Annotated in this window: 30 protein-coding genes; 14 read left to right on the top strand and 16 right to left on the bottom strand. The window is 73.2% G+C overall.

Annotated features, from left to right (window positions below):
- Nucleotides 1-57: 57 nt before the first annotated feature.
- Together AC2A1K_RS19875 and AC2A1K_RS19880 are read left to right on the top strand one after the other, a co-directional pair.
- A complete protein-coding gene (locus AC2A1K_RS19875) occupies nucleotides 58-801 on the top strand; it encodes an alpha/beta fold hydrolase (protein WP_483898043.1) in 744 nt (247 codons plus the stop codon).
- A gap of 35 nt (nucleotides 802-836) precedes the next feature.
- Nucleotides 837-1,067, top strand: a complete 231-nt coding sequence (locus AC2A1K_RS19880) for a hypothetical protein (protein WP_483898044.1) — start codon at nucleotides 837-839, stop codon at nucleotides 1,065-1,067.
- A 276-nt stretch (nucleotides 1,068-1,343) separates the two neighbouring features.
- On the opposite strand, the gene AC2A1K_RS19885 is transcribed toward AC2A1K_RS19880, so the two are convergent.
- A complete protein-coding gene (locus tag AC2A1K_RS19885; RefSeq protein ID WP_483898045.1) occupies nucleotides 1,344-2,126 on the bottom strand; it encodes an enoyl-CoA hydratase-related protein in 783 nt (260 codons plus the stop codon).
- 360 nt (nucleotides 2,127-2,486) lie between these two features.
- Here AC2A1K_RS19885 and AC2A1K_RS19890 point away from each other — a divergent pair, with 360 nt between their 5' ends.
- Nucleotides 2,487-2,714, top strand: a complete 228-nt coding sequence (locus tag AC2A1K_RS19890; RefSeq protein ID WP_483898046.1) for a hypothetical protein — start codon at nucleotides 2,487-2,489, stop codon at nucleotides 2,712-2,714.
- A gap of 118 nt (nucleotides 2,715-2,832) precedes the next feature.
- Entirely contained in the window at nucleotides 2,833-4,062 is a 1,230-nt protein-coding gene (locus AC2A1K_RS19895) for an acyl-CoA dehydrogenase family protein (protein ID WP_483898125.1), read from the top strand.
- Nucleotides 4,063-4,129: 67 nt separating this feature from the next.
- On the opposite strand, the gene AC2A1K_RS19900 is transcribed toward AC2A1K_RS19895, so the two are convergent.
- Both AC2A1K_RS19900 and AC2A1K_RS19905 read right to left on the bottom strand, forming a co-directional pair.
- Nucleotides 4,130-5,125 carry a zinc-binding alcohol dehydrogenase family protein gene (locus AC2A1K_RS19900; RefSeq protein ID WP_483898126.1) on the bottom strand — a complete coding sequence of 332 codons (996 nt, stop codon included), beginning with the start codon at nucleotides 5,123-5,125 and terminating at the stop codon, nucleotides 4,130-4,132.
- Between the two features lie 43 nt (nucleotides 5,126-5,168).
- Entirely contained in the window at nucleotides 5,169-6,299 is a 1,131-nt protein-coding gene (locus tag AC2A1K_RS19905; RefSeq protein WP_483898047.1) for an LLM class flavin-dependent oxidoreductase, read from the bottom strand.
- A gap of 217 nt (nucleotides 6,300-6,516) precedes the next feature.
- Here AC2A1K_RS19905 and AC2A1K_RS19910 point away from each other — a divergent pair, with 217 nt between their 5' ends.
- A complete protein-coding gene (locus AC2A1K_RS19910; protein WP_483898048.1) occupies nucleotides 6,517-7,881 on the top strand; it encodes an LLM class flavin-dependent oxidoreductase in 1,365 nt (454 codons plus the stop codon).
- On the opposite strand, the gene AC2A1K_RS19915 is transcribed toward AC2A1K_RS19910, so the two are convergent.
- The 13 genes from AC2A1K_RS19915 to AC2A1K_RS19975 form a co-directional block, all read right to left on the bottom strand.
- The gene (locus AC2A1K_RS19915) at nucleotides 7,867-8,595 is read right to left on the bottom strand and encodes a dienelactone hydrolase family protein (protein WP_483898049.1); all 729 of its coding nucleotides are present in this window, start codon (nucleotides 8,593-8,595) and stop codon (nucleotides 7,867-7,869) included. The genes AC2A1K_RS19910 and AC2A1K_RS19915 overlap by 15 nt on opposite strands.
- Nucleotides 8,596-8,660: 65 nt before the next feature.
- Nucleotides 8,661-9,650 (bottom strand): isopenicillin N synthase family dioxygenase, encoded by a 990-nt coding sequence (locus tag AC2A1K_RS19920; protein WP_483898050.1) that lies wholly within the window; start codon nucleotides 9,648-9,650, stop codon nucleotides 8,661-8,663.
- A gap of 35 nt (nucleotides 9,651-9,685) precedes the next feature.
- Nucleotides 9,686-10,522 carry an ABC transporter permease gene (locus tag AC2A1K_RS19925; RefSeq protein ID WP_483898051.1) on the bottom strand — a complete coding sequence of 279 codons (837 nt, stop codon included), beginning with the start codon at nucleotides 10,520-10,522 and terminating at the stop codon, nucleotides 9,686-9,688.
- Nucleotides 10,506-11,378 (bottom strand): ABC transporter ATP-binding protein, encoded by an 873-nt coding sequence (locus AC2A1K_RS19930; protein ID WP_483898052.1) that lies wholly within the window; start codon nucleotides 11,376-11,378, stop codon nucleotides 10,506-10,508. Before AC2A1K_RS19930 ends, AC2A1K_RS19925 begins: the two co-directional genes overlap by 17 nt.
- Entirely contained in the window at nucleotides 11,375-12,403 is a 1,029-nt protein-coding gene (locus AC2A1K_RS19935) for an ABC transporter substrate-binding protein (protein WP_483898053.1), read from the bottom strand. Before AC2A1K_RS19935 ends, AC2A1K_RS19930 begins: the two co-directional genes overlap by 4 nt.
- A 2-nt stretch (nucleotides 12,404-12,405) precedes the next feature.
- Nucleotides 12,406-13,332, bottom strand: coding sequence for a TauD/TfdA dioxygenase family protein (locus AC2A1K_RS19940; protein WP_483898054.1), 927 nt, complete (start codon nucleotides 13,330-13,332; stop codon nucleotides 12,406-12,408).
- A gap of 141 nt (nucleotides 13,333-13,473) precedes the next feature.
- Nucleotides 13,474-13,566, bottom strand: coding sequence for a putative leader peptide (locus AC2A1K_RS19945; protein WP_483898055.1), 93 nt, complete (start codon nucleotides 13,564-13,566; stop codon nucleotides 13,474-13,476).
- Nucleotides 13,567-13,755: 189 nt separating this feature from the next.
- The gene (locus AC2A1K_RS19950) at nucleotides 13,756-14,229 is read right to left on the bottom strand and encodes an OsmC family protein (protein ID WP_483898056.1); all 474 of its coding nucleotides are present in this window, start codon (nucleotides 14,227-14,229) and stop codon (nucleotides 13,756-13,758) included.
- 87 nt (nucleotides 14,230-14,316) lie between these two features.
- Nucleotides 14,317-14,394 (bottom strand): putative leader peptide, encoded by a 78-nt coding sequence (locus tag AC2A1K_RS19955; protein WP_483898127.1) that lies wholly within the window; start codon nucleotides 14,392-14,394, stop codon nucleotides 14,317-14,319.
- A 37-nt stretch (nucleotides 14,395-14,431) separates the two neighbouring features.
- Nucleotides 14,432-15,634 carry a trans-sulfuration enzyme family protein gene (locus AC2A1K_RS19960; RefSeq protein WP_483898057.1) on the bottom strand — a complete coding sequence of 401 codons (1,203 nt, stop codon included), beginning with the start codon at nucleotides 15,632-15,634 and terminating at the stop codon, nucleotides 14,432-14,434.
- A gap of 13 nt (nucleotides 15,635-15,647) precedes the next feature.
- Nucleotides 15,648-16,001, bottom strand: a complete 354-nt coding sequence (locus tag AC2A1K_RS19965) for a hypothetical protein (protein ID WP_483898058.1) — start codon at nucleotides 15,999-16,001, stop codon at nucleotides 15,648-15,650.
- Between the two features lie 244 nt (nucleotides 16,002-16,245).
- Entirely contained in the window at nucleotides 16,246-18,228 is a 1,983-nt protein-coding gene (locus AC2A1K_RS19970) for a primary-amine oxidase (RefSeq protein ID WP_483898059.1), read from the bottom strand.
- Entirely contained in the window at nucleotides 18,225-18,581 is a 357-nt protein-coding gene (locus AC2A1K_RS19975; RefSeq protein ID WP_483898060.1) for a hypothetical protein, read from the bottom strand. The genes AC2A1K_RS19970 and AC2A1K_RS19975 overlap by 4 nt, the downstream gene beginning before the upstream one ends.
- 294 nt (nucleotides 18,582-18,875) lie before the next feature.
- Here AC2A1K_RS19975 and AC2A1K_RS19980 point away from each other — a divergent pair, with 294 nt between their 5' ends.
- The 9 genes from AC2A1K_RS19980 (at nucleotide 18,876) to AC2A1K_RS20020 (ending at nucleotide 25,525) form a co-directional block, all read left to right on the top strand.
- Entirely contained in the window at nucleotides 18,876-18,944 is a 69-nt protein-coding gene (locus AC2A1K_RS19980) for a putative leader peptide (RefSeq protein WP_483898128.1), read from the top strand.
- 207 nt (nucleotides 18,945-19,151) lie between these two features.
- Nucleotides 19,152-19,565 (top strand): hypothetical protein, encoded by a 414-nt coding sequence (locus AC2A1K_RS19985; protein ID WP_483898061.1) that lies wholly within the window; start codon nucleotides 19,152-19,154, stop codon nucleotides 19,563-19,565.
- Complete coding sequence (locus AC2A1K_RS19990) at nucleotides 19,562-19,771, top strand: hypothetical protein (protein WP_483898062.1); 210 nt, start codon at nucleotides 19,562-19,564, stop codon at nucleotides 19,769-19,771. Before AC2A1K_RS19985 ends, AC2A1K_RS19990 begins: the two co-directional genes overlap by 4 nt.
- Before the next feature lie 99 nt (nucleotides 19,772-19,870).
- Nucleotides 19,871-20,737 (top strand): ABC transporter permease, encoded by an 867-nt coding sequence (locus AC2A1K_RS19995; protein ID WP_483898063.1) that lies wholly within the window; start codon nucleotides 19,871-19,873, stop codon nucleotides 20,735-20,737.
- Entirely contained in the window at nucleotides 20,734-21,780 is a 1,047-nt protein-coding gene (locus AC2A1K_RS20000) for a taurine ABC transporter substrate-binding protein (protein WP_483898064.1), read from the top strand. The genes AC2A1K_RS19995 and AC2A1K_RS20000 overlap by 4 nt, the downstream gene beginning before the upstream one ends.
- The gene (locus AC2A1K_RS20005) at nucleotides 21,764-22,585 is read left to right on the top strand and encodes an ABC transporter ATP-binding protein (protein WP_483898065.1); all 822 of its coding nucleotides are present in this window, start codon (nucleotides 21,764-21,766) and stop codon (nucleotides 22,583-22,585) included. The genes AC2A1K_RS20000 and AC2A1K_RS20005 overlap by 17 nt, the downstream gene beginning before the upstream one ends.
- A gap of 605 nt (nucleotides 22,586-23,190) precedes the next feature.
- Complete coding sequence (locus tag AC2A1K_RS20010) at nucleotides 23,191-24,975, top strand: hypothetical protein (RefSeq protein ID WP_483898066.1); 1,785 nt, start codon at nucleotides 23,191-23,193, stop codon at nucleotides 24,973-24,975.
- A gap of 32 nt (nucleotides 24,976-25,007) precedes the next feature.
- Nucleotides 25,008-25,217, top strand: coding sequence for a hypothetical protein (locus tag AC2A1K_RS20015; RefSeq protein ID WP_483898067.1), 210 nt, complete (start codon nucleotides 25,008-25,010; stop codon nucleotides 25,215-25,217).
- A gap of 11 nt (nucleotides 25,218-25,228) precedes the next feature.
- Nucleotides 25,229-25,525, top strand: a complete 297-nt coding sequence (locus AC2A1K_RS20020; protein WP_483898068.1) for a hypothetical protein — start codon at nucleotides 25,229-25,231, stop codon at nucleotides 25,523-25,525.
- Nucleotides 25,526-25,541 lie beyond the last annotated feature (16 nt).

Genomic DNA, 25,541 nt, shown 5'->3' on the forward strand with positions numbered 1-25,541 from the left:
GCGAGCGGGCGCGGTTCCACCGGTGACGGCCCGACCCCCGAACCGGAGGATCCCCTCATGTATGTCTCCCTGCCCGGCATCGACGTCTACGTCGAGGACCACGGCGCCGGCGCGCCGCTGGTGCTCCTGCACGGCGGCATGCTGACCCTCGACCTGAGCTTCGGCGCCCTCATGCCCCTGCTCACCCCGCACCGACGCGTCGTCCCGATCGAGCTGCAGGGCCACGGGCGCACCGCCGACCCGGAGGGCCGCGAGATCACACTGGCCCGGATGGCCGACGACGTCGTCGGGGTGCTCGACCACCTCGGGCTCGACCGCGCCGACGTGCTGGGCTTCAGCTGGGGCGGGCTCGTCGCGCTCGAGACGGCCCTGCGCCACCCCGGGCGGGTGGACCGGCTCGTACTGGGCGCGGTGCACACCCGCAAGGACGGCTACCACGCCGAGATCCACGATCCGTCGACCTACGCGACGTCGACCCGTATGCCGACCGAGGCGGAGTTCGAGGCGATGAACGCCGAGTACGTGCGGTACGGGATCAGCACCTTCGAGCAGGTGGTCGCCAAGCTCGACCCGATCGTCACCGCGGAGCAGAACTGGTCCTTCGAGCAGCTCGCGGGCGTCACCGCGCCGACCCTCATGGTGATCGGGGACCACGACTTCGTCCGCGTCGAGCACGCGGTCGCGATGCAGGAGGCGATCCCGGACGCCGGCCTCGCGGTCCTGCCCCGGACCAAGCACACCGAGGTGGTCAGCCGCGTCGGGCTCGTCGCCCCGCTGCTGGAGGACTTCCTGGGGCGGTGACGCGCGACCTCGCCGCGCGCGTACCGTCTGGAGGCGTGCTGCGTGCCGTCGCGACCTGGTGGGACGGCGTCGAGCTGTGGCTGACCCAGCTCGACTTCGCCGTCCAGGTCGTCCTGGTCGTGGCCGTCGTCGGGCCCGTGTGCTGGGGCGCGGCGGCGGTCATCGACACCGTGGTGGAGCGCTCCGTCGCCGCCCGCCTCGAGGCCTCGGAGCGCCGGGCGGCGCGCCGCGAGGAGGAACAGGCGTCCACGGTCCCGGAGGCGTGAGCGGGATGGACCGCCGCGTCGCCCGCCTGTGGGTCACCGCGACTCTGATCGCGCTGCTCGTCCTCGTGATCGTGGTGAACCTGGCCTGACGCCGGCGCACCACTCGCACCGCGAGCGGCCCGCCACGATCCCCGTGAGCAGCAGCGTCAGGCTGCGCCCCTTCGTGAACCCCATCGCATGCTCCCCCGCCGCCCGACCGTCCTCGTCCTGGACATCGGCCGAAATGCCGGGTTCTGAAGGGCCGTGGAGATCACGATCGCGTGATGGGCGAGGGGCTCAGCCCTCCGGGACCCACGACGGTGCGCGCTTCTCGGCGAACGCCGCCATGCCCTCCTGGCCCTCCTCGGAGGCGAAGAACTCCGAGGACAGGGCGAGCATCGCCTCGAGGTCCTGCTGCAGCTGCTCGCCGCGGTCGCGGCGCAGCATCGCCTTGGTGGCCGCGAGGGCCTTCGGCCCGCCGCGGCCCAGCATGTCGACGTAGCGGGCGACCTCGGCGTCGAGCTCGTCGGCGTCGACCGCGCTGTTGATCAGACCGACCGCCTCGGCGCGCTCGGCGCCGAAGGTCTCGCCGGTGAGCATCAGCTCGTGCGCGGCGCGGGGGAGCAGCCGGGGGAGCACGGTCGCGGAGATCACGGCGGGGACGACGCCGATGCGCACCTCGCTGAACGCGAACGTCGCCTCCTGCGCGGCGACGGCGATGTCGCAGGCGGACACGAGGCCGACCCCACCCGCCCGCGCCGGCCCCGCCAGCCGCGCGACGACGGGCTTGTCGGAGTACCAGAGCGCGGCGAGGATCGCCGGGACCTCGTTGACGCCCTGGTCCGCCGAGTCGGCCGATCGGGATTCGCGCAGGTCCATGCCCGAGCAGAACACCGGGCCGGTGTGCGTCAGGACGATCACACGCACGGCGTCGTCGTCGACGGCCGCGTCGAGGTGCGCGGAGAGCTCGCGGCGCAGCTGGGCCGACAGCGCGTTGCGGTTGCGTGGCGAGTCGAGCGTGATCGTCGCGGTGCCGCCCGCCACGTCGAGGTGGACCAGTTCGTCGGGGTTGTGCGCCATGGGCGCCACTGTGACACGGGCGGGATCGCTCACTCGGTGGTGGCGTCGGGGCCGGGCACCTGCGTAACGTCTGTGATCGTGACCGAGGCGCCGACCACCGTGTGGCACGCGTGGCGCCGTCATGTCGACCTGTGCCGGACCTCCGCGGCCATCTGTCGCTCCTGACCCGCTGAGCACGCCCGAGGAGCCGTCCCGGGTGTGACGACCTCATGCACCGTCGGAGCACGACATGTCCCTCGCGCAACGCGCGGCAGCCCTGCTGGACGACTTCTGTCGCCAGGCGCCGCTGCTCGCCCTCGTTCACTTCTCCTCGCCGACCGCGGCCACCGTCCCGGGTGAGATCCACCGGAGGAATCCCGCATGGCCACCACCATCCCCCAGCTCAGCCGCAGATTCAGTCCGAGGGGCGCCGCCGTCGCCGAGCTCCTCACCGACCTGGACGCCTTGGTCCGTCGTGAGGTGACCAGCGACGACGCCGGCACCGACAACTGGGACCGCGACGCCGAGCGCATCGCCGCCGAGGTCGCCACCACGCTCGCGCGCCTGCGCGACGACCTGCGCCGTCACCCGCTGCCCGCGCGGCGCTGATGGGTGTGCTCCCGGCGGTGCCGTTCGTGCGGCGCCGGCACATCGACCATGCGCGGGTGTGCTCGCAGGGCTGTCGGACCTCCTCGTCCCCCTGACCTTCCTGCACGAGGAGATCCCGATGACCAGCACGCTCTCCCGCCCCACCACCGACTTCAGCACCCTGCCCACGCCCCGCACCGAGGAGGAATGGCTCGACCGCGCCCGCCTCGTCCGCGGGCTGCTCGCCGTCGACGCCGCCGCGCGCGACGCCGCCGGTGCGACCCCGTACGCCGAGGTCGCCCTGCTCAAGGACTCCGGACTCGTCACGCTGCTCGGGCCCGTCGAGCACGGCGGCGGCGGACAGGAGTGGCCTCTCGCCTACCGGGTGATCCGGGAGGTGGCCGCCGGCGACGGCTCGATCGGCCAGCTCCTGGGCTACCACCTGCTCTGGTTCTGGGCCGCGCGCCTGGTGGGTACGCCGGAGCAGATCGAGCAGGTCGAGTCCGAGGCCACCCGTCAGCGGTGGTTCTTCGGCGGCGCGGTGAACCCGCGCGACGCCGACGTCATCGTCCGCGACGAGGGCGACGAGATCACGTTCAGCGGGCACAAGTCGTTCTCGACCGGCAGCAAGGTCTCGGACGTGACGGTGCTCGAGGGGGTGCTGGAGAACGACCCCGCGACCCACATCTTCGCGATCGTGCCGTCGGACCAGCCGGCGATCACGTTCCACGACGACTGGGACAACATCGGCCAGCGCCTCACCGAGTCGGGCAGCGTGACCCTCGACGGGGTGCGGGTGCCGTGGGCCGCGGCCGCCGGGTTCCGCGACAAGGTGTTCACACCGCGCGTCTACAACACGCTGAACGTGCCGGTGATCCAGCTCGTGTTCGTCAGCCTCTACCTCGGGATCGCCCGCGGGGCGCTCGACGAGGCGGCCCGGTACACGCGGGAGACCACGCGCGCGTGGCTGCACAGCGGCCTCGATCGGGCGGTCGACGAGCCGTACGTGATCGACACCTACGGCGACCTGACCGCCAAGCTCTGGGCGGTCGAGGCGTTGGCGGACGCCGTCGCGCTCGAGGCCCTGCCGATCCACCGCGACCCGGACGCGGTCACCGAGCAGGCCCGGGGCGAGCACGAGGTGCGCGTCGCGGCGGTGAAGGCGCGGGCTACGGACGTCGCGCTGGAGGTCACCAGCCGGGTGTTCGAGGTGCTCGGCGCGCGCGCGACGACGTCGACGCTCGCGTTCGACCGCTTCTGGCGCAACGTGCGGACCCATACCCTGCACGACCCGGTGGCCTACAAGCGCCGCGAGGTCGGGCGCTGGGTGCTCGTCGACGAGCTGCCCCAGCCGACCTGGTACAGCTGACCGTGGTGGAGCGAACGCGCCGTTCGCTGCGCTAGAAGCAGCGAACGGCGCGTTCGCTGCTTCCGGATCAGCTCCGCGGCCGCCACCGCAGGGGACGGGGAAGCCCGACGAGCTTCCCCGTCGCCCGGTCGGCCTCCATGATCGAGTGGGCGTCGCGGATGCGCTCGATCGGGAAGACCTGGCCCAGCGGGACGGTCGCGCGTCCGGCGGCGACGTCGTCGAGGAATCCCTGCAGCACGTCGGCGGGGAGGTCGGTGGCGTCCCCGCCGTACGCGGTGAGGCGGACGCCGCGGGGCAGGTAGTCGATGGGGTAGAAGTCCGGCACCGTCCACTCGTTCGACAGCATTCCGGCGAAGCACACGACGCCGTGGCGCCGCGTGGCGCGCAGCGTGTCGGGCAGGGTCGGGGTGCCGACGAGCTCGAGGGCCGCGTCGACGCCGCCGCCGAGGGTGTCGTGGACCTGACGGGCGACCTCACCGTCGTCGATCAGCACGTGGTCCACGCCGACGGCCCGCAGCCGCGCGATCTTGGCGCCGGTGCGGGTCGTGGCGACCACGGTGAGCCCGCGCGCCTTGCCGAGCACCGCCGCGGCGAGCCCCACCGACGACGTCCCGCCCCGGATCAGCAGCGTCTGGCCCGCCTGCACGTCGAGCCCGTCGGTGAGCGCGCCGTACGCGGTCTGCAGCATCTCCGGGACGGCGCCGAGCGTCGGCCAGTCCAGGTCGCTGGTGAACGGGATGACCTGCTCGACCGGCACGCAGGTGTACTCGGCATAGCCGCCGTCGACGGTGCGGCCCATGCCGCCCATCATCGTCGCCACCTGTCGGCCGGGGGCGAACTCGCCGCCCGGGCAGACCGCGACGACGCCGGCGGCCTCGATCCCGGGCACGCGGGGGAACGTCACGCCCTCGGCCAGCCCGAGGCGGGTGTGGAGCTCGGAGCGGTTGATCCCGAACGCCTTCACCGCGATCAGCACCTGGCCGGGCATCGGTTCGGGGACGATCAGTTCCTTGATCTGCAGGGCCTTCAGGTCCCCGGGCCCGCTGAGCACCACGGCACGCATCCTCGCCACGGCGATGATCCTGCCGCCTGGCCGGCCGCCGTCGCTACGCCGCGGAGACGGTGTGGATGCCGCGCGGGCGCCCCTCGGCCTCGCGCTGCGCCACGCCCGCGCGCACGAGCGGGATCACCTCGCGGCCGAACTCCTCGGCGTCGGCGAGCAGGTCGTAGCCGCGCGCCGAGAGGATGTCCACGCCGATGTCCCAGTAGTCGAGCAGCGCCGCGGCGACCGTCTCGGGGGTGCCGACGAGCGCGGTGGAGTTGCCGCCCCCGCCGGTCGCCTTCGCCGTGACGGTCCAGAGCGCCCGGTCGAAGCGCTCGCCGCGCGCGGCCACCGCGAGCAGGCGCTGGGACCCCGCGTTCTCCGGGTCGGTCAGGCGGTGGCGGTTGGTCAGCGGCGTCGTGCCGCCCTGCGTGCGCTCTTCGATCCGCGCGACGGTGGCGTAGGCCTTCTCCCACGCCGCCTCCTCGGTGGCGCCGAGGATCGGGCGGAACGCGACCTGGATGCGCGGCATCTCGGTGCGCCCCGCCGCCCGGGCCGCCGCGTGCACGGTGGCGATCTGCTCGGCGGTCTCGGCGAGCGGCTCGCCCCACAGCGCGTAGATGTCCGCCTCGGCGCCGCCGACCGCGTAGGCGGCGTCGCTCGACCCGCCGAACGACAGCCGGATGCGCGGCTGCTGCGCGGTGCGGACGTCGAGCGCGAAGTCCTCGAACGCGTAGTGCTCGCCGGCGAAGTCCCAGGGCGCGGTCTCGGTCCAGGCCCGCTTGAGGATCTGCATGTACTCCCGGGTGCGGGCGTACCGCGCGTCCTTGCTCAGGCGGTCGCCCTCGCGGGCCTGCTCGTGCTGGTTGCCGCCGGTGATGACGTGCACGGTGACGCGCCCGCCGCCGATCTGGTCCATCGTCGCGAACGTCTTCGCCGCGAACGTCGGGATCGACAGGTTCGGGCGGTGCGCGACGAGCAGCTGCAGGCCCTCGACGTGGTCGAGGATGTACGTCGCGGCCTGCGCCGGGTCGGGGCTGCCCGACGAGTACGCGGTGAGCACGCGGTCCCAGCCGTTGTCGCGGTGGGCGCGGGCGAGGCGCAACGTGTAGTCGGGGTCGAAGGCGGGACCCGAGCGCGGGGTGATCTCCGACCCGTTGTTGGTGGCGGCGATGCCGAGGAACTCGACGGGCATGGCGGGTGGCTCCTGGAACTGAGGGGACGGCGGGACGGGCCGCCGCCTCAGAGCGACGACGCCAGACGGCCGAGATCGACGTGACGACGTGAGACCAGGAGGACCACGCGCTCCACGCTCCTCCCCGCTACACGACCGGTCAATCGCGATCGAGGCCCGGGTGGTGTGGACGACAGGACCGTTGCCCTGCGCGGGAGCCCGGTGATCGTGTCGAGGCGTGCCCCGCCGCCTCCACCTCAACGCCTTCGACATGAACTGCGTCGCGCACCAGTCGCCCGGCCTCTGGCGCCACCCCGACGACCGCTCGGCGGACTACCGGGACCTGCGCTACTGGACCGACCTCGCGCAGCTGCTCGAGCGCGGCGTCTTCGACGGCATCTTCATCGCCGACGTGCTCGGCACCTACGACGTCTTCGGCGCCGACGCCACCGCCGCGCTCCGCCACGGCGCACAGATCCCCGTCAACGACCCGATGATGCTGGTCTCGGCGATGGCCGCGGTCACCGAGAACCTCGGCTTCGGGGTCACCGCGGCGACCGGCTTCGAGCACCCCTACCCTTTCGCCCGCCGCGCCTCGACCCTCGACCACCTCACGAACGGCCGCTTCGGCTGGAACGTGGTCACCGGCTACCTGCCCGCCGCCGCTCGCGCGATGGGCGAGGCCGACCAGATGCCCCACGATCGGCGCTACGACCACGCCGACGAGTACCTCGAGGTGCTCTACAAGCTGTGGGAGGGCTCGTGGGACGACGACGCGGTGGTGCGTGACGCCGGGCGCGGCGTGTTCACCGACCCGGACAAAGTCCACGCGATCGACCACCACGGCCGCTTCTTCGACGTGGACGGCATCCACCTCTCCGAGCCGTCGCCGCAGCGCACGCCGGTGATCTACCAGGCGGGAGCGTCCCCGCGCGGGCAGCGCTTCGCCGCGGAGAACGCCGAGGCGATCTTCACCGGGGCGCCGACCAAGGAGGTGCTCGCGCGGACCGTCGCCGACATCCGCAAGGCGCTCGCCGACGCCGGCCGCGACCCGTACAGCGCGAAGATCTACACGATGCTCACGGTGATCACCGACGAGTCGGCGGCGGCGGCGCGGGCCAAGCACGAGGCGCTCGCGGCGTACTCCAGCGACGAGGGCGCGCTGGTGTTCATGTCGGGCTGGATGGGCGTCGACCTGTCCCGCTACGACCTCGACGACCCGATCGGCGACGTCGCGTCCAACGCCATCCAGAGCGCCGTCGCGTCCTTCCAGCAGGCCGACCCGAGCGGCAAGGAGTGGACGGTCCGCGACATCGCCCGCTGGGGCGGGATCGGCGGGATGGGCCCGCGGGTGGTCGGCTCGCCCGCGGAGGTCGCCGACGAGCTGCAGTCGTGGGTCGACGAGACCGACGTCGACGGCTTCAACCTGCCGTACGCGACCACGCCCGGCACGTTCGCCGACGTCGTCACCCACCTCGTGCCCGAGCTGCAGCGCCGGGGTGTCTACCCGACGGAGTACACGTCGGGCACCCTGCGCCACAAGCTCTTCGGTCAGGGCGACCGCCTGCCCGCCGAGCACCGCGGGGCGTCATACCGGCGGTAGCTGTTCGGCGAGTAGTCCGACGACGTCGTCCCACGCCCGCGCCGCGTGCCGGGCGTGGTACCCGACGCCGGGGAGCAGGACCTGGCTCGTGTCCTCGATGGGCGGGTGGTGGAACGCGTGCAGCGCGCCACCGTAGACGACGAGGCGCCAGTCGACGCCCGCGGACTGCATCTCGGCGGCGAACGCGTCGCGCTGCGCGGGCGGCTGGATCGGGTCCTCCGAGCCGACCCCGGCCCACACCGGGCAGCGGATGTTCGCCGCCTCGCCCGGCCGACCCGTGATCAGCCCGTTGACCGTCGCGATCGCGCGCAGGTCGACCCCGGCGCGCCCGAGCTCGAGCCCGATGGCGCCGCCGGTGCCGTAGCCGACGACCGCGATGCGCCCGGGATCGGTGCGTGGCTCGGCGCGCAGCACGTCGAGTGCGGCGTGCCCGATGGCCCGCATCCGCTCCGGGTCGCCGAGCAGCGGTGAGCAGCGCGCCAGCATCTCCTCCGGGTCGGCGAACCACCGCCCGCCGTGGATGTCGAAGGCCAGCGCGACGTACCCGAGCTCGGCGAGGGCGTCGGCGCGGCGGCGCTGGAACGCGTTGAGCCCCGGTCCCTCGGGACCGATGAGCACCGCGGGACGCCGGCCCTCGCCGTCGGGGAGCGCGAGGTGGGAGACCATCGTCAGACCGTCGGCGGGGTACTCGACCGAGCGCGTCGTCACCGTCATGGCAGGGACGTTAGGGACCGCGCCGGCGGATCGGGCCGGTGTTCGCGGTCGGCGGACGGCTCCGGCTAGCTCCAGAACCGCTCGGCCACCGTGGGGTGCGAGCGCAGCCAGCCGACCAGGGCGTTCTCGCCGTAGGCGGCGAGCAGCGGGTTGTCGGGGTCGTCGTTCGGGTCCCAGTCGCCGGTCTGCGCGGCGAGCTCGGGCGGGAGGTCGACGGGCTCGACGACGGCGTCGAGGCGCGGGCCGAGGAAGAACGCCACGGAGTAGCGGTCGACGCCTGCGGGCGGGCCGGTGACGCGGTGGCGGGTGGCGGTGAGGTAGCCGCGCGTGGCGACCTCGAGCATCTCGCCGATGTTGACGATGTAGCCGTCCGGGACGGGGGCGGCGCCGACCCAGTCGTCGGAGCCGGGCACCTGGACCTCCAGGCCGCCGACGTCGTCCTGGCGCAGCAGCGCGAGGAAGCCGTAGTCCTTGTGGGCTCCGACGCCCTGGGCGGTCGCCGCCCCGCCCGGGTAGTGCAGGACCTTGAGGTGCAGGTGCGACTCGTCGTCGAACCAGCGGTCGAAGTGGTCCTCGGGCTGGCCCAGCGACGCCGCGAGGGCCCGCAGGATCTCCTGGCTCACGCGCAGCGCCTCGGCCTGCCACGCGAGCACGGCGTCGCGCAGGCCGGGCAGCGCCGGCGGCCACTGGTTGGGTCCGACGAGCCCCCAGTAGCGGGCGTCCCCGGTCACCGGCGCCCGTTCGGGCCCGATGTCGATCTGCTCGCGCTGGTCGGCCTCGCCGCCGGTGCGCTCGGTGCCGACGCGGCTGTAGCCGCGGAAGTGCGGCGACGCGGTGTTCTCGATCGCGAGCCGGTCCTCGATCGGTAGCGCGAAGAACCGGCGGACCTCGTCGTCGAGCCGCGCCGTCAGCTCCGGGTCGATGCCGTGGCCGACGACGGTGAAGAAGCCGACCTCCCGCGCGGCGCGACGCAGCTCGTCGAGGAACGCCCCCCGATCAGCGGAGTGGTCGCCGGAGCGGAAGCGGCGCAGGTCGAGGACGGGGAGTCCGGGCACGGGTCTCTCCTCTCCAGAAGTGCTCCCAGCCTCGCTCACCCGGTCGCTGGCCGCCAGCGGCTGACGCGCCGCTCCAGCAGCACGAGTAGCTGGTTGATGCCGAGTCCGAGCAGCGAGATCGTCAGGATGCCCGCGTACATCTGCGGGACCTCGACGTTGAACTGCGCGGCGGTGATCAGGTAGCCGAGCCCGGCGTTGGCGCCCGCCATCTCGGCGGCGACGAGCACCAGCAGCGACACCGCGGCCGCGAGGCGCACGCCGGTGAACAGCGTCGGGACCGTCGAGGGCAGCACGACCTTGCGGAACACCGCACCGGCACCGAAGCCCAGCGAGCGCGCCGAGCGCACCAGCAGCGGGTCCACCGTGCGCACCGCGCTCGCGGTGTTCAGCAGGATCGGCCACGAGCACGCGAACATCACCAGCGCGATCTTCGAGCTCTCGCCGAGCCCGAGCAGCAGCACGAACACCGGCAGCAGGGCCAGCGCCGCGGTGTTGCGGAAGATCTCCAGCAGCGGGTTCAGCGCCTGGGCGACGGGCCGGTACCAGCCGAGCGCGATGCCCAGCGGGATCGCGACGACCACGGCCAGCGCGAGCCCGCCCAGCGCGCGGACGAGGCTGGCCCCGAGGTGCTCGCCCAGCTCGCCGCTGACGGCGAGCCGCCACCAGGCGGCGAGCACCTCGGAGAACGGGGGCAGGAACACGCGGTCGACCAGTCCGAGGCGCGGCACGACCTCCCAGACGGCGAGGAACGCGAGGATCGCCGCGCTGCCGCGGATCAGGGTGACGCCGCGGCGACGCCCTCGCCTTCGCGGTGGTGCCGGGGTCGCGGGCGCCTCGGGGCGTTCGTCGGTCGGCTCAAGCGTGCTGGTCAACGCGGGCCTCCTGGGTCCGGTCGTGCTGCGTCTCGACCTCGAGGGGTCGAGCTCCCCGATCGGCGTGCTCCTCTTGACGCCTCGTCTCCGCGCGCAGGGACGTCCACACCTGGTGGCGCGCCCGGGAGAACTCGGGGCTCGAGCGGACGTCGACATCGGGGTCGCCGCGCGGCAGGTCGCCGACCGCGACGATCTCCTTGACACGCCCCGGGCGGGCGGTGAGCACCGCGACGCGGCTGCCGAGGTAGACGGCCTCGTCGATGCCGTGGGTGATGAACAGGATGGTCTTGCCGGTGCGCGCCCAGATCCGCAGCAGCTCGTCCTGCAGGGTCTCGCGGGTCTGCGCGTCGAGGGCGGCGAACGGCTCGTCCATGAGCAGCACCGCGGGGTCGAAGGCGAGGCTGCGGGCGATCGCGACGCGCTGGGTCATGCCGCCGGAGAGCTCGTGCGGGTAGTGGCGCTCGAAGCCGGCGAGCCCGACGAGGTCGAGGTACTCCCGGGCCCGCTCCGCGCGGTCGCGGCGCGGGGTGCCGTTGGCCTCCAGCCCCAGCTCCACGTTGGCGCGGGCGGTGCGCCAGGGCAGCAGGGCGTACTGCTGGAACACCACGCCGCGGTCGAGGCCGGGGCCGCTCACCTCCCGGTCGTCGACGACAACCCGACCGGAGCTGGGGGAGGACAGGCCCGCCACGAGGTCGAGCAGCGTCGACTTCCCGCAGCCGCTGGGCCCCACCAGCGTCACGAGCTCGCCGGCGGCGACCTCCAGGTCGACGTCGTCGAGCGCCGTGACCGGCGGGGCGCCGGCCTCGCGGCCCGGGAAACTCCGGGTGACGTGCTCGAAACGGATGCTGCTGCTCATCGGGCTCCCACCGGTCCCGCCTCGGCGGCGTAGGGGTTGAAGGCGTTGGTGACGACGCGGTCGACGTCGACGCGGCCCGGGGCGACGATCCCGTCGGCCTCCAGGAGATCGAGCCACCTGGTGAACTCGCTGCGGGCCATGACACCGCCGGGCAGGGCGACGCCGGTCGAGTGCCAGTAGTCGACGGTCGTGAGGCTCTCGTTGCGCCCGCGGCGCCGGATGATGTCCTTGAACCGGGCCACGACCTCGTCGCGCGGGCGGGTCTGCGCCCACGCGACGGCCCGCGCGGTGCCCCCGACGAAGGCGGCCACCGTGTCCGGGTTGGCGGCGATGAACTCCTCGCGCATCACCGTGGAGCCCGCGGTGAAGGAGCCGAACAGCTCGAGGTCGGTGGTCAGCGGGCGCAGGCCGCCGCGGGCCAGCGCCTTGTCGCGGTAGACCATGTGCAGCGAGGCGACGTCGAGCTGACCGGACCGCAGGGCGGACTCGGTGGCCACCGGCGGGACGACCACCGGCTGCACCTCGGCGATCTCGTCGGCGGTCAGGCCGCTGCGCTGCAGCCAGATCCGCAGCGTGTCCTCCCAGTGCGCGCCGAGGGTGTTCATGCCGACCGTGCGCCCGACGAGGTCGCGCGGACCCCGGATCGGGCTGTCCTCGGGCACGTAGAAGCCGCCGAACGTCTCGCGGTCGGTGCCGTAGTAGCCGATCACCGACCGGATCGGCGCCCCCGCCGCGGCCAGACGCAGGACGCCCCCGTTGAAGGCGCCGCCGTAGTCGGTGTCGCCGGTGACCGCGGCCTGGACGTCCTGCGGGCCGCTGGTGAAGTTCCCGATCCACTCGAGGCTGACCGGGCCCAGGAGGCCGAGGTCGGCAGCGAGCTCGGGGAACGTGACCTGCCCGGTCTGGCCTTGGTAGCGCAGGACGGTCGTCATGCGGGGCGCGCCGCCACCACCGGAGCACCCGGCGAGTGCTCCGGTGGCGAGGGCGGTGGCGGCGATCCCGGACAGGAACTGCCGTCGCCGCACGCCTAGGACCCGGCCGACCCGGCCGACCCGGCGTACGCGTCCGCGTTGCCCTCGACCGCCACGCTGCGCTGCCCGTCCACCGAGACCGGCACGTCGCCCGCGACGGTGACCCGGTGCATCGTGCGCGGCAGGTCGCCGTAGTCCGCCACCGCGTAGTGCTGGGTGGCGCGGTTGTCCCACAGCGCGATGTCGCCCGGCGCCCAGCGCCAGCGCACGGTGTTCTCCAGGCGCGTCACGTGGTCCTGGAGGAGGTCGAGCAGCGTGCGGCTGTCGGTGCCGCTGTAGCCGAGGAACCGCTTGACGAAGTGGCCCAGCACCAGTGTGCGCTCGCCGGTCTCGGGGTGGACGCGCACGACCGGGTGGTGCGTCTTGTAGACCGTCGAGGTGAACTCCTGCTGGTACTCCGCGGCCCGCCCGCTGACCCCGTCGGTGGCGTGCGCGGTGGCGTAGTCGTAGTCGTTCGAGTGCTCGGCCCACAGCCCGTCGACCAGGGTCTTGAGCCCCTCGGGCAGGCCCGCGTAGGCCGCCGCGGTGTTGGCGAAGACGGTGTCGCCGCCGAAGGGCGGCAGGACGAGCGCGCGCAGCGTCGTGAAGGCCGGCGGGCGGTCGACGAACGTGACGTCGGTGTGCCAGCTGTTGGCACGGTTCCCGCGCTCGGAGTCGACGGGCAGGATCGCCGTCTCCTCCTGGCCGCCGGTGATCGTCGGGTGGGCGGTGGTCAGCGGACCGAGGCGCCGGACGAAGCCGGCGTGCGCCCGGTCGTCGAGGTGGTCCTGGCCCCGCACCACGACCAGCTTGTGGGCGAGGATCGCCGCGCGGAGGCGGGCGACCTCCTCGTCCGGCAGGTCGGGGGAGAGCCGGACCCCGGTCAGCTCGGCGCCGAGGGCGCCGGCGACGGGACGGATGTCGACGGACGTCGTGACGGACATGCGCATACTCCTGCTCTGCGGATCGTCCCGGGCAATTCTCGGCCGTGTCCGTTTTCGGGCAGCGCGGAATCGCCGTCGCGGGACGGTGGGAATGCCGCCGAGAAACGTTCCTCCGGCGGCGGAGGAGAGAGGGTGGAGTCGTCAGCGCCGACAGAGCGCGCTGGCGAGGCGCACGAGGTCGACGTGGCGCCGGACCGTGAGCAGCACGAGCGTCATCGCAGGTCGGCGGGGCACGGGCGACTCACCTCCGTCGGGCGTCGTCGGGGACTCGACCTCGAATCTGGCACACCGCGCGGGGTCGGGACAAGACGCTGCGTGATGCGCCACGGAAAGGGACGCGGGGATGGGCGCGCTCGTGAGCGAACGGGGACTTCGCGCGCATAGAAGCAGCGAACAGCACGTTCGCTGCAAAGACCACGCGCCTCAGACCGCCGCGGGGAGCTCCGCGCGCGTCCAGTCGTTGACGAATTCCAGGCCCGAGCGCCGGAAGAGCTGCGTCACGGGGCAGCGGCGCTCGGTCTCCGACACCAGCGTGGCGAACTGCTCGTCGCCGGCGTCGGTCTCGACGGTCGCGCGGACCGCGACCTTGTCGAAGTTCGCGTTGCCCTCGGCGCCGCCGACGAGCACCGCGGTGTCGAGGTCGCCCTGGATGTCGAAGGTCCACTTCCCCAGCGTGATGCCGAGGTCCTTCGCGACGAGGGCGGCCGTGACCTGGTTGCACGAGGTCAGCGAGCCGAGGGCGTAGAAGAGCGGGCTCGGGGCGGCGTCGGCGCCGCCGAACGCGGGGTAGGCGTCGGTCTCGAAGACGTGACCGCCGGCGGTGAGTGTCTGGGCGACGCCGGTGCCCTCGCCGTGGACGGCGAACGGGACGACGGACTCCTTGGGCTGAGCAGCCATGGATGTGCCTTTCTGAGCAGGCAGGAACGGCTCGCGGGCGCGCGACGGCCCGGGGCGCTTGCCGGGGAGGGAGAGGGCGCGAGCAGATCAGCCGCGACGACATGTGGTCGTCGCGAGCCGGCAGAGGTCGACGTGCAGACGTCGCACCAGTGGGCTCACGACCACCTTCCTACCCGATCGCGCACGACCGGAACAGGGCCGATCACGTGCTCACCGTCTCCAGCGCGGCACCGAGGTCGGCGATCAGGTCATCGGGGTCCTCGAGGCCGATCGAGAGGCGCAGGTGCCCGTAGCGGCGGAACTCCTCGGGCCAGTACGCCGCGCGGGCGCCGGTGGTGCCCACGTGCACGATGAGGCTCTCGTCGTGGCCGAGCGACACCGCCGAGGTGACGACGCGCAGGTCGGCGACGAAGCGGTTCTGCAGTGCGGCGTCCCCGTCGAGGGCGAACGCCATCATCCAGCCGTGGCCGCGCCCGCCGAACTGGCGCTCCGCGAGGGCGTGCTGCGGGTGGCCGGGCAGGCCGGGGTAGGTCACGTAGGCGACCGTGGGGTGCTCGGCGAGGAACTCCGCGACCCGCTGCGCCGAGGCGATGTGCTGGCGCAGCCGCAGCGGCAGGGTGATGGCGCCGCGGGAGATCAGCCAGGCGTTGAACGGCGACACGACCCCGCCGACGTCGACCATCGCCTCGGCGCGGACGGCGTCGACGTGCTCGCGCGCGCCGACGACCACCCCGCCCATCGCGTCGCCGTGCCCGTTGACGACCTTGGTCAGCGAGTGCACGACGAGGTCCGCCCCGTCGGCGAGCGGGCGGTAGAGCGGGGGCGGGGTGAACGTGGAGTCCACGCTGAGCAGCGCGTGGCCGGCGTGCGCGATGTCCGCGATCGCGGCGATGTCGCACACCCGTGTCGTCGGGTTGGCGATCACCTCGGTGTGGACGAGCTTCGTGGTCGGGCGCATCGCGGCGCGTACGGCGTCGGGGTCGGCGGTGTCGACGAACGTGGCCTCGACGCCGTAGCGCCGCGGGAGGATCTCCGCGAAGAGCCGGTACGACGCCTCGTAGGTGACGTCGGAGACCACGGCGTGGTCGCCGGTGCGCAGGAACGTGAAGAACACCCCGTGCAGGGCGGCGACGCCGGTCGCGAGGACGACGGCGTCCTCACCCTGCTCGAGCAGCGCGAGCTTCTGCTGCAGCGCGCGTTGGTTGGCCCCGGTGTTGCGTGTGTAGAGCGGCACGTCGAACCCCGACCACGACAGCTCCTCGGGGTTCTCGGGCAGCGCGTAGGAGTTCGCCATCACCAGCGGCGTGCGGATCGCCCCGCTGCCGGCGTCGACGGCGTTGCCGGCGTGCACCGCCTGCGTCGCGAACCCGAGCGAGTCGGGACGTTCCTTGTCGGGGCGGCTCACGCCGGTGATCGTCTCACTCCAGCTGGTCGCGGGCGGTGAGCAGCGAGAGGTAGGCCCACTCGAGGTCGCCCGCGGCGAGGTGCGCGCACGCCACACGGACGGCGGGCACGGCAGGCCCGTTCTCGCCGGTGCGCCCGATGTGCCGGGTCAGCGCGTCGCGCAGACGGCGGTCGAGCGCGGTGCGGGTGGCGTGGTCGAACGAGCCGGTGAGCCCGTCGAGGCGCGTGATCGCGGACTCGACGGCGTGCAGGAGCTGGGTGGTGCGCGGCCGGCGCGCCGCGGCGGCGATGCTGCGGCCGCGACCGATCGGGACCGGGCGGCGGGTCGCGATCTGGCGGACGGGCGGGTCGGACGGGACGGCGGTCATGAGGGCTCCGGGGAGTGCGGAGCGCAGCACGATGGGCCCGTGGTCGACAGCAGGGGCGCAGCACCGTGCCGCGCCCGAGGGGGAGATCGGGTCAGCGGCGCACGGACGTCGTGCGACAGCCGCTGGCCACGAGCCGGAGCAGATCGACCCAGAAACGACGGACCAGCACCACGCCAGGTCCCGGTCCGCTCACACCGAGGAGCCTCGCACGCCGGGGCGCGGAAGACCACCCGCCGGACGGGCCTCAGCCGTGGTGCTCGTGGTGACGCTCGTGACCGTTGTGACTCGGCGGTACGTCGAGCGCGGGGTTCCCGTCGAAGAAGCCGCTCGGGCGCAGCATGAAGCCGATGGTCGACACCGGCATCACCGGCCAGTCCTCGGGCCGCACGACGTGGTGGGCGCCCATCGTGTACCAGACGACGACGTCGGCGCCCTCCAGCGGACGGTCGCCGTCGAGGTACGTCGGCAGCCCGGTGCTGCGTGGCTGCTGCAGCGGGTAGTCGCCGGCGGCGAAGCGCTGGCTCGGGTCGTAGGCCGTGACCCACACCGTGTGCTCGGTGAACCCCGAGCGCGGCGCGTAGAGCGCGTCGGCCGGGAACATCGGCGGCACCGTGGCGCCGGGCATCAGCTGGTAGCCGGTCGGCCCGCCGACCGACGACGTCGCCTCCGGGTTCTCGATCCGCCACGTCCGCGCGTGCTGCGGCGCGACGTCCCGGCCGCCCATGGACTCGGAGGTGATCGGGGTGCGCCGGACCTCCCACGCGTTGCCGTGCGGGTTCGCCGGACCCGGCGGGCTGGGCACCGAGTCGAGCTCGACCACGGTGTTCCGCGGCCCGTCGACGGCCACGTCGAGGCGGACGCAGAAGAAGTGCTGGTGGTGCGGGCCGTAGAGCCCGGGTGCGACCAGCGACCCGTGCGCCGGCGTCTCGCCGGGCGCGATCGCCGCGGTGGAGATGACCCCGGTCAGCTTGACCTCGTACTCGAGGACGCCGTCGTCGTAGAGATACCAGAAGTAGCCGTACTCGTAGTTGCCGACCGTGACGATCGAGGAGATCACCAGGCGACGGCGACGGCGGACCTCGACGGCCCCGGTGCGGAAGTCGGTGTGCTTCCACGCGATCCCGACGTCCTCCTCGTGCATGCAGATCGCGTTCTCGATGACCGCCGGCTCGCCGTCCTGGTCGTTGACGACGCCGTCGAAGTAGTGGATGTGGCCGAGACAGTCGCACCCCAGCCGCAGCGAGTTCGCGAGCCAGCCCACGCCGTACTCGCCCTGGTCGAAGACGTTCTTGAACCGGTGGGTGGGGGCGGGGTCGCCGTAGGGCACGTACATCTCGACCAGCGAGGCCCGGTTCAGGACGGGCCGGGCGCGGCCACGGTCGTCCCAGGTCACCTGGTGCAGGATCACGCCCTCCCGCGGGGAGAAGCCGATGCGCAGCCGCCAGCGCTGCCAGCGCACCGCGTGCCCGTCGACGGTGAAGCTGGGCCCCTCGGGCTGGACGACGTCGAGGGGCTTGATGCCCTCGCGCAGCGCGTCCACCCGCGGGACGTTGTCCGGGTCGTGGATCCAGGGCTGCTCGTAGTTGCCCGGCTTGGGCGGGAACGGCACGACGCCGTGGTCCTGGACGTCGACGACCTCGCGCGCGTCGAGGTCGACGGTGACGATCAGGCCCTCCACGGGGCGGGCGTAACCGTGCTCGCCGGGGGCGGAGCGCACCCAGGTCAGCGGGCGCAGGATGCGCCGGCGCGAGGCGTCGTCCTCGGGCCCGGTCCAGCTCGACGCCCACGGGTCGACCATGGCCAGGTCGAGGTCGGTGACCCCGCGCAGGCGCATGGCCTCCTGCCAGCGCGGGTCGGCGCGCACGATGTCCTCGCAGGCGAAGAACTCCTCGCCGGTGACCGGTGACTGCACGCCGGGGCGGGCCTCGAAGGAGACGACCTCGCCGTCGGTGAGCGACACGACGGCCTCGTAGACCAGCCGCTCGGACCGCTCGTAGAGCACGATCTCGGCCTCGCGGGCGAGGCGGGCACCGTTCCCGCGGCCGGCCAGGGCCTGCTTGCTCGGCTCGTGCAGGGTCACGAACACGAACCGGGCGGTGTCGGCGAGCCCGCGGCCCTCGCGCAGCAGGCGGGCGGCCTCGCGGATCTCGTCACCGGAGAGCGGTTCGAGCGGGTGGACGCGGCCCCGGCCGGTCTCGACGGTCGTGGGCTCCTCGAGTGCGGTCACGGGGTGACCTCCTTGCCGGTCTGGTCGTCGAGCTCGGGGTCCGCGAGGCTGAAGTGGCCGAGACCTGCGTACACCGCAGGCCGCCGGGCCCTCAAGTACAGGGCGATGGCCACTCCGACCACGAAGATCACCAGCGGGACCCACGGCAGGACGCTGATGAACGGCACGCCCTCCGCGGCGGCGAGGGCCGCGCGGTTCTCGACGAGCAGGTGGCAGGCGCCGGCCATCGCCGCGAAACCGAGGACCGGGGCGGCGAACGTCGTCCACCACCCGAAGCCGTCGCGGGCGGTGGTGAGGAAGTAGCGGACGATCGCGACGCAGACCAGCGCCTGCACCGCGAGAATGCCGAGCACCCCGAGCAGCGGCGGTCATCGTTCCTCCCGCGGAGAGCAGCCCCCCAGCCGTGACCCAGTGTCGAGCCCGCAGCCTCCGGCCTCACCCGTTCGTGTGGTGTCCGTCACGGCATCGTCGGCGCGCGCCCCGGCGGCTCTATACGTCGTGCGAGCGGCCGCGCGGCGGCGGCGGAGACGCCGACCACTCCCGGCTCGGCGCCTCTTGACCACCGCGTCGCCCGCGCCGAAGGATCATGGCGACGTCGACGACGCCCGGCCCCGTCGGGCTGCGGCCTGCAGAGGAGCGAGGTGCGCATGCACGACCTCTCGCGCCGCCGCCACGTCGACCTCCAGCGCGTCACCAGCGCCATCTGTTCGCGATAGCGCTCAGCTCGCCGTCGGCGGGCACCGCGACGGCAGCAGCCTCGCTCCCGGCCTCCTGAGCCGGCGCCCTGGCACGGCCCCGGGTCGTCACGGACCCCGAGCCACCGCGCGTGTCGGCCGAGCCGTGCTGCCCGGAACCCCCGTTCCGACCCCTTCTGTCGGGTCGTCAGCGCGGCCGGCCCACCCGTCCCACCCCGTAGGAGAGTCATGCCCATCAGCGGTCCCCTCCGCGCCGTCGACACGAAAGTGCTCGGCATCGACCTGGAGACCACTCCCGTCCACGGCTCGTCGCTCGAGCGCCACGTCGTCGTCTCGGTCGACGGCGGGCGCGGCCACGACGACGCCGCGCTCGACCACATCGCGCAGCAGCAGGGCATCGTCGTGCGGACCACGGCCACCGGTGACGACGCCGCGGCGACCGAGTTCCTCGACGGTGTCCGGCGCGAGCGCCGCTCGCTCGATGCCCTGGTCGTCCCCGGCGGACACCTCGGAGCGGGCGACGACGCCGACGAGCGCGTGCGCGACGTCCTCGCGGCCGCCGCCCCCGAGATCGCCGCCATCCGCAGGACCGGCGGCCGGCTCGTCGTCGCCGTCGACCTGACCCCCCAGGAGCAGTCATGACGACCCCGCAGAACGCACGGCAGAAGCTGCAGCTCAACGCCATCCGCCAGCCCAGCGCCGGGCACATCAACATCGGCCTCAACCGCTACTTCGGCGAGCAGCCGCACCGGTACGGCGAGCTCGACCTCCGGGTGGAGCAGGCCGAGATCCTGGACATCAACGGCCAGAACCTCGTGGTCAACGGGGGTGGGCCGACGCTGCACTGACCCCTGGAGAGCAGCCGCGCTCCTCCCCGCTGTCCACCCACGCCCGCGCGCACCCCGCCGCGGGTGCGATCACCCCTGCCCGGAAAGGCCTGACCGAGCATGTCCACGTCCGCCCCCGCCGATGCCACGGCCGGGACGCCACCACCGACACCCCCCGCCCCTCGGGCCGGGCCCGGCTGGTTCGTCCGCTACCGCACGCTGCTGCTGCCGCTCGTCTCCCTGCTGGTCTTCCTGGTGCTCTGGTACCTGGTCGCCGCGAGCGGCATCTGGAGCCAGACGTTCGTGCCCTACCCGTCGCAGGTGTGGGACGCCTTCGTCGGGACCGCCACCACCGAGGGCGGCAACCGCGGCTACGGCGGCTACCTCATCTGGGAGCACCTGTACATGACCCTGCGCCGGGTCCTGTTCGGTGTGGTCGCCGGGGTGATCGTCGGCGTGGTCATCGGCCTCGCGATGGGCACGGTGTCCTGGGTGCGCGCGGTGCTCGAGCCGTGGCTGACGTTCCTGCGGGCGCTGCCGCCGTTGGCCTACTTCTTCCTGCTCGTGATCTGGCTGGGTATCGACGAGGCCCCGAAGATCACGCTGCTGGCCCTCGCGGCGTTCCCGCCGGCGGCGGTCGCCACGGCGGCCGCGGTGGCGGCGGCTCCGCAGCGGCTCATCGAGGCCGCGCGGGCCCTGGGGGCGACCCGCCTCGAGGTGATCCGCGACGTCGTCGTCCCGTCGGCGCTGCCCGAGACGTTCACCGGCATCCGGCTCTCGGTCGGCATCGCCTACTCGTCGGTGGTCGCCGCCGAGCTGTTCAACGGCATCCCCGGTATCGGCGGCGTCGTCAAGGACGCCAGCAACTACAACAACACCCCGGTCGTGCTCGTGGGCATCTTCGCCATCGGCATCTCCGGGCTCGTCATCGACGGTCTTCTGCGCGTCGTGGAGCGTCGCGCCGTTCCCTGGAGAGGTCTGGCATGAGGTCACCTTCGAGCACCCGGCGAGGGCTGCAGATCCTCGCCGCCGTCCTCGTCGCGCTGCTGGCGCTGGCCGGCTGCGCGGTCGACGACGGCCAGGACGACAGCAAGCAGACCATCCGCCTCGCCTACCAGTCGTTCCCCAGCGGCGACCTCGTCGTCAAGCACAACCGCTGGCTCGAGGAGGCGCTGCCGAACTACAACATCCAGTGGACGAAGTCCGACTCCGGCGCCGACATCAACACCGCGTTCGTCGCCGGCCAGATCGACTTCGCCGCGATCGGCTCGAGCCCGGTGGCGCGCGGTCTGTCCGCCCCGCTGAACATCGGCTACCAGGTCGCGTACGTGCTCGACGTCGCCGGTGACAACGAGGCCCTCGTCGCCCGCAACGGCACGAACATCAACACGGTCGCCGACCTGCGCGGCAAGCGGGTCGCCACCGCGTTCGCCTCGACCGCGCACTACAGCCTCCTCGTCGCGCTGCAGCAGGCCGGACTGGGCCCGAACGACGTGCAGCTCGTCGACCTGCAGCCGCAGGCCTCGCTGGCCGCGTGGCAGCGCGGGGACATCGACGCCGTCTACACCTGGCTGCCGACCCTCGACGAGCTCCGGGCGTCGGGCAAGACGCTGATCACGAGCCGCGAGCTCGCCACGGCGGGCAAGCCCACGCTGGACCTCGGTGTCGTCTCCACCACGTTCGCCCAGGCCCACCCGGACGTCGTCGACACGTGGCGCAAGGTGCAGGCCCGCGGCACCCAGACCATCCAGAACGACCCCGCCGCGGCCGCCGCGGCGGTCGGCGCCGAGATCGGGGCCACGCCCGAGCAGGCCGCCGCGCAGCTGCGCCAGGGCGTGTTCCTCACCCCGCAGCAGCAGTCGTCGCCCGAGTGGCTGGGTACCGACGGGGCGCCCGGCAACATCGCCGAGAACCTGCGCAGCGCGTCACAGTTCCTGGCCGAGCAGGGGCAGATCCCGGCCGCGCAGGACCTCGCGACACTCCAGCGGGCCGTCTACACGAGGGGGTTGCCCGGTGTCCTCACCAGCTGAGACCGGTACCGCGGCCGCAGCCGGGAAGGTCGCGCAGGCGGTCGGCGGCATCGCCGCGTCCGGTGTGAGCCACACCTACCGCGGCCGCTCCGGGCCGGTGCCCGCGCTCGGCCCGCTCGACCTCGACGTGACCCCCGGTGAGTTCCTCGTGCTGGTCGGCGCGTCGGGCTGCGGCAAGAGCACGCTGCTGCGGCTCATCGCCGGGTTCGAGACCCCCACCGAGGGCACGCTCACGGTCTCCGGCGAGCCGCCGGTGCCGGGCCGCGGGGCGGGCGTCGTCTTCCAGGAGCCCCGACTGTTCCCGTGGCGGTCGGTCGGCGGGAACGTCGAGGTCGCCCTCGCCTACGCCGGGATCGACAAGGCCGACCGGGCCACCGCGCGCGAGGGCCTGCTCGAGCGGGTGGGCCTCGGCGGCACCGCCGACCGGAAGATCTGGGAGATCTCCGGGGGACAGCAGCACCGCGTCGCCATCGCCCGCGCGCTCGCGGCACCCAACCCGGTCCTGCTGCTCGACGAGCCGTTCGCGGCGCTCGACGCGCTGACGCGTGAACGGTTGCAGGAGGACGTGCGCCGGGTGGGTCACGAGACGGGTCGCACCAGCGTCTTCGTCACCCACAGCGCCGACGAGGCGGCCTTCCTCGGTTCGCGGATCCTCGTGCTCACCACCCGGCCGGGCCGGGTGGCGCTGGACATCACCAGCAGCCTGCCCCGCACCGGCGTCGCTCCCGACGAGCTCCGGGGCTCGCCGGAGTACGCGGAGCTGCGGGCCCAGGTCGGTCAGGCGGTCAAGGCCGCCGCGGCCTGACCGTTCCACCCGACCGCCAGCCGGACACCGCGATGCGGTGTCCGGCCGGTCGCGTCTCAGCGCCGCTGATCGCGGGCGGCCAGCAGCGCGAGGTGGGCCCACTCGATGTCGCCCGCCGCGAGGTGGGCGCACGCCGGAGCGTCACCCGAACGAGCGGATACGGCCCTGTGACGCCGAGCACCTCAGCGATCTTCGCCCTCTCGGACCGATTGCTGGTCAGACGTTCGAGCTATGGCGCACGTCATGCTGGCGCCCCTCCAGGGGTGCCCGATCGGTGCCGAAGCGGGCCGACGTCGTGTTGACCGGGGGACGTCCTCCTATCAGCTTTCCGGTCGTGCGCAACCACTTCCTGCTCGCCGGACGGCGGCACGTGGATCTCTCGCGCATCTCCAGCGCGCTCTGTTCCTGACGGGGCTCCTCGCGCCCGGCGTTCCCCGACCGATCTCGGTCCCCGGACGCGGCCTGTTCCCCGTGGCCCGCTGAATCCCCCGCGTCGTCCCGTTCCCCGGGCGACGACTCCCTCCCGGCTCCCCGCCCTCGTACGTCACCCGAGGTGACGTGCGCCGCGGGGTGCCTGCTCCCCAGCTCCCCGAGAGGTCCCTGTCTTGGCAACCCACCGCACGCGACGGCCCACGGGCCGTCTGATCGCCGCCGGCGCCCTCGTCGTCGGCGTGCGCGCCGCCGGCGGCGCCCTCGTCCCGGCCCTCGCCGCACCCGGCGCCGCGACCTACACCGTCACGACCGCCGCCGACGCCGGCCCCGGCTCCCTGCGTCAGGCGCTCACCGACGCCAACGACTCCGGCGGCACCGACCGCATCGAGTTCGCGATCCCCGGCTCCGGCGCGCAGACCATCGCGGTCGACAGCCCGCTGCCCGAGATCACCGACCCCGTCACCGTCGACGGCTACACCCAGCCCGGCGCCACCCCGAACACCCGCAGCGCCGGCAGCGACGCCGATCTCGGCGTCGAGATCGCCGGCGGCGACGACGTCGCCGGCAACGGTCTGACGCTGGCCGAGGGCAGCGGCGGGAGCACCGTGCGCGGCCTCGTCGTCAACGGCTTCACCGGCGCCGCCGCCACCGGGAACGGTGCCGGCATCAAGGTCGAGTCCGACGGCAACACGATCGCCGGCAACGTCCTCGGCCTCGACGCCGACAGCGAGACCGCGACGCCCAACCGCACCGCCGGCGTGCTCGTCACCGGCCAGGGCAACACCATCGGCGGCGCTTCCGCGGAGGACCGCAACGTCGTCTCCGGCAACGGCGGCCGGCTCAACCTGCAGAGCCCGGTGCCGATCGGGACCGCCGGGGTCTACCTCCGTGGCGGCGGCGCCCAGGCCAACACGGTCGACAACAACATCATCGGGCCGAGTGCGGCGGGCGATCCGGTGCTGACCCGCGGCAGCACGGGACCGAGCCTCGTGCAGGGCAACGGCGTGATCGTCGAGGCCGGCGCGCAGCGCAACGTCATCGGGGCCACCGAGCGCGACGACCCCGGCAACGTCATCTCGGGCAACGCGACCCGCGGCGTCTGGATCCAGCTGCCGGGCACGAGCTACAACAGCGTGAGCGGCAACCGGATCGGCACGAACGTCGACGGCGACGGGCCCCTGCCCGGCGCGACGAACCCGGCCGCCTTGCAGGACTCTGGCATCCAGATCTCCTCGGACGCCCGGTACGACTCGGTCGGCGTCGGGCCGGACCGCTCCACGGAGCCCGGCTTCGGCAACGAGATCGCCCACAACGACAACGACGGCGTCGTCGTCGGCGGCACCCAGCGGCTCGCGACAGACTTCACCGACGGCCACCTGATCCGGTTCAACACGTATCATGACAACGGCGGCTCGGACGACATCGGCATCGCCATCAACGGCGACTCCGGCACCCCCGAGCAGGGCCTCGCGAGCCCGTTCGAGCGCACGCCCGGCCTGGGCAACGCCCCGCACGACCGCAACGTCACCAACCTCGACGAGCCCACGGACTTCGACACGGGCCCGAACAACGAGAACAACCTGGTGCGTCTCGACCCGACGACGTCGCTCGAGGGCGGCCGGGCGCACGCGCGCGGCACGGTGAACACCGAGCCGAACGCGACCTTCGTGCTCGACTTCTACGCCAACGACGACCCCGACCCCTCGGGCTACGGCGAGGGCGAGCACTTCATCGGCTCGTCGACGATCGAGACCGACGTGCTCGGCAACGCGACCATCGACGTTCTGCTGCCCGCCGACGAGAACGTGATCAGCGGGTCGGCCATCACCGCGAGCACCACGAAGATCTCGGGCGGCGTCACCTCGGTGCTGCCCGCGGACGCCGGCGAGTTCGCGGGGCAGCTCACGCAGCCGCCCTTCTCGACCGGCGAGTTCGGCAAGAACAGCGAGGTCGAATGATCATCGCTGCCCATTCCGCGAGGAGGACGACCGTGACCGACCTTCGACGCGCCGCCCTGGCCGTGGCCTTCGGTGCCGGCGCCGCGGTCGCGCTGCCCGCCGCGGCGCACGCCGACGAGGCGACGCAGGCCGACCAGCAGACCGCCGACGACACGGCCCTGCCCCCGGCCTCACCGGTGGACCTGATCCTGAGCACCCCCAGCGACGTCATCGGGACGCTCGCCGACGGCAGCCCGATCTGAGAGGACCGACCATGAGCACACACCACACCGTCGTCCGCGCCGCGGCCACGGCCGCGCTGGGGCTCGCCGGGCTCACCGCGATCGCCGGCACGGCGTCCGCGGACCCCCTGCTGCCCGAGGAGCCGCAGGGCTCGACCGACCCCGCGGACTACACCAGCGAAGGCTCCGGGAGCGCCGACCAGCCCGGGCAGCCGTACGTCGACGGCGGCCCGGTGAACAGCGGGATCGAGACCGTGTACGGGTTCGTCGGCGCCCCTGCCGACGGGCTCCTCAGCGGCAACCTGCCCATCCCGCACAGCCAGGACTAACCCGACCGACGGATGT

It is taken from the genome of Actinomycetospora sp. 2LY8.5 (genome assembly GCF_057180585.1).

Bases quoted from the DNA above. Each gene is read 5' to 3' on its own strand.
- AC2A1K_RS19915 (WP_483898049.1), bottom strand. From the start codon at position 8,595: ATGACGGTGACGACGCGCTCGGTCGAGTACCCCGCCGACGGTCTGACG.
- AC2A1K_RS19900 (WP_483898126.1), bottom strand. From the start codon at position 5,125: ATGCGTGCCGTGGTGCTCAGCGGGCCCGGGGACCTGAAGGCCCTGCAG.
- AC2A1K_RS19965 (WP_483898058.1), bottom strand. From the start codon at position 16,001: ATGACCGCCGTCCCGTCCGACCCGCCCGTCCGCCAGATCGCGACCCGC.
- AC2A1K_RS19940 (WP_483898054.1), bottom strand. From the start codon at position 13,332: ATGTCCGTCACGACGTCCGTCGACATCCGTCCCGTCGCCGGCGCCCTC.
- AC2A1K_RS19885 (WP_483898045.1), bottom strand. From the start codon at position 2,126: ATGGCGCACAACCCCGACGAACTGGTCCACCTCGACGTGGCGGGCGGC.
- AC2A1K_RS19875 (WP_483898043.1), top strand. From the start codon at position 58: ATGTATGTCTCCCTGCCCGGCATCGACGTCTACGTCGAGGACCACGGC.
- AC2A1K_RS19990 (WP_483898062.1), top strand. From the start codon at position 19,562: ATGACGACCCCGCAGAACGCACGGCAGAAGCTGCAGCTCAACGCCATC.
- AC2A1K_RS19950 (WP_483898056.1), bottom strand. From the start codon at position 14,229: ATGGCTGCTCAGCCCAAGGAGTCCGTCGTCCCGTTCGCCGTCCACGGC.
- AC2A1K_RS19995 (WP_483898063.1), top strand. From the start codon at position 19,871: ATGTCCACGTCCGCCCCCGCCGATGCCACGGCCGGGACGCCACCACCG.
- AC2A1K_RS19985 (WP_483898061.1), top strand. From the start codon at position 19,152: ATGCCCATCAGCGGTCCCCTCCGCGCCGTCGACACGAAAGTGCTCGGC.
- AC2A1K_RS19930 (WP_483898052.1), bottom strand. From the start codon at position 11,378: ATGAGCAGCAGCATCCGTTTCGAGCACGTCACCCGGAGTTTCCCGGGC.
- AC2A1K_RS19895 (WP_483898125.1), top strand. From the start codon at position 2,833: ATGACCAGCACGCTCTCCCGCCCCACCACCGACTTCAGCACCCTGCCC.
- AC2A1K_RS20020 (WP_483898068.1), top strand. From the start codon at position 25,229: ATGAGCACACACCACACCGTCGTCCGCGCCGCGGCCACGGCCGCGCTG.
- AC2A1K_RS19905 (WP_483898047.1), bottom strand. From the start codon at position 6,299: ATGCCCGTCGAGTTCCTCGGCATCGCCGCCACCAACAACGGGTCGGAG.
- AC2A1K_RS19890 (WP_483898046.1), top strand. From the start codon at position 2,487: ATGGCCACCACCATCCCCCAGCTCAGCCGCAGATTCAGTCCGAGGGGC.
- AC2A1K_RS20000 (WP_483898064.1), top strand. From the start codon at position 20,734: ATGAGGTCACCTTCGAGCACCCGGCGAGGGCTGCAGATCCTCGCCGCC.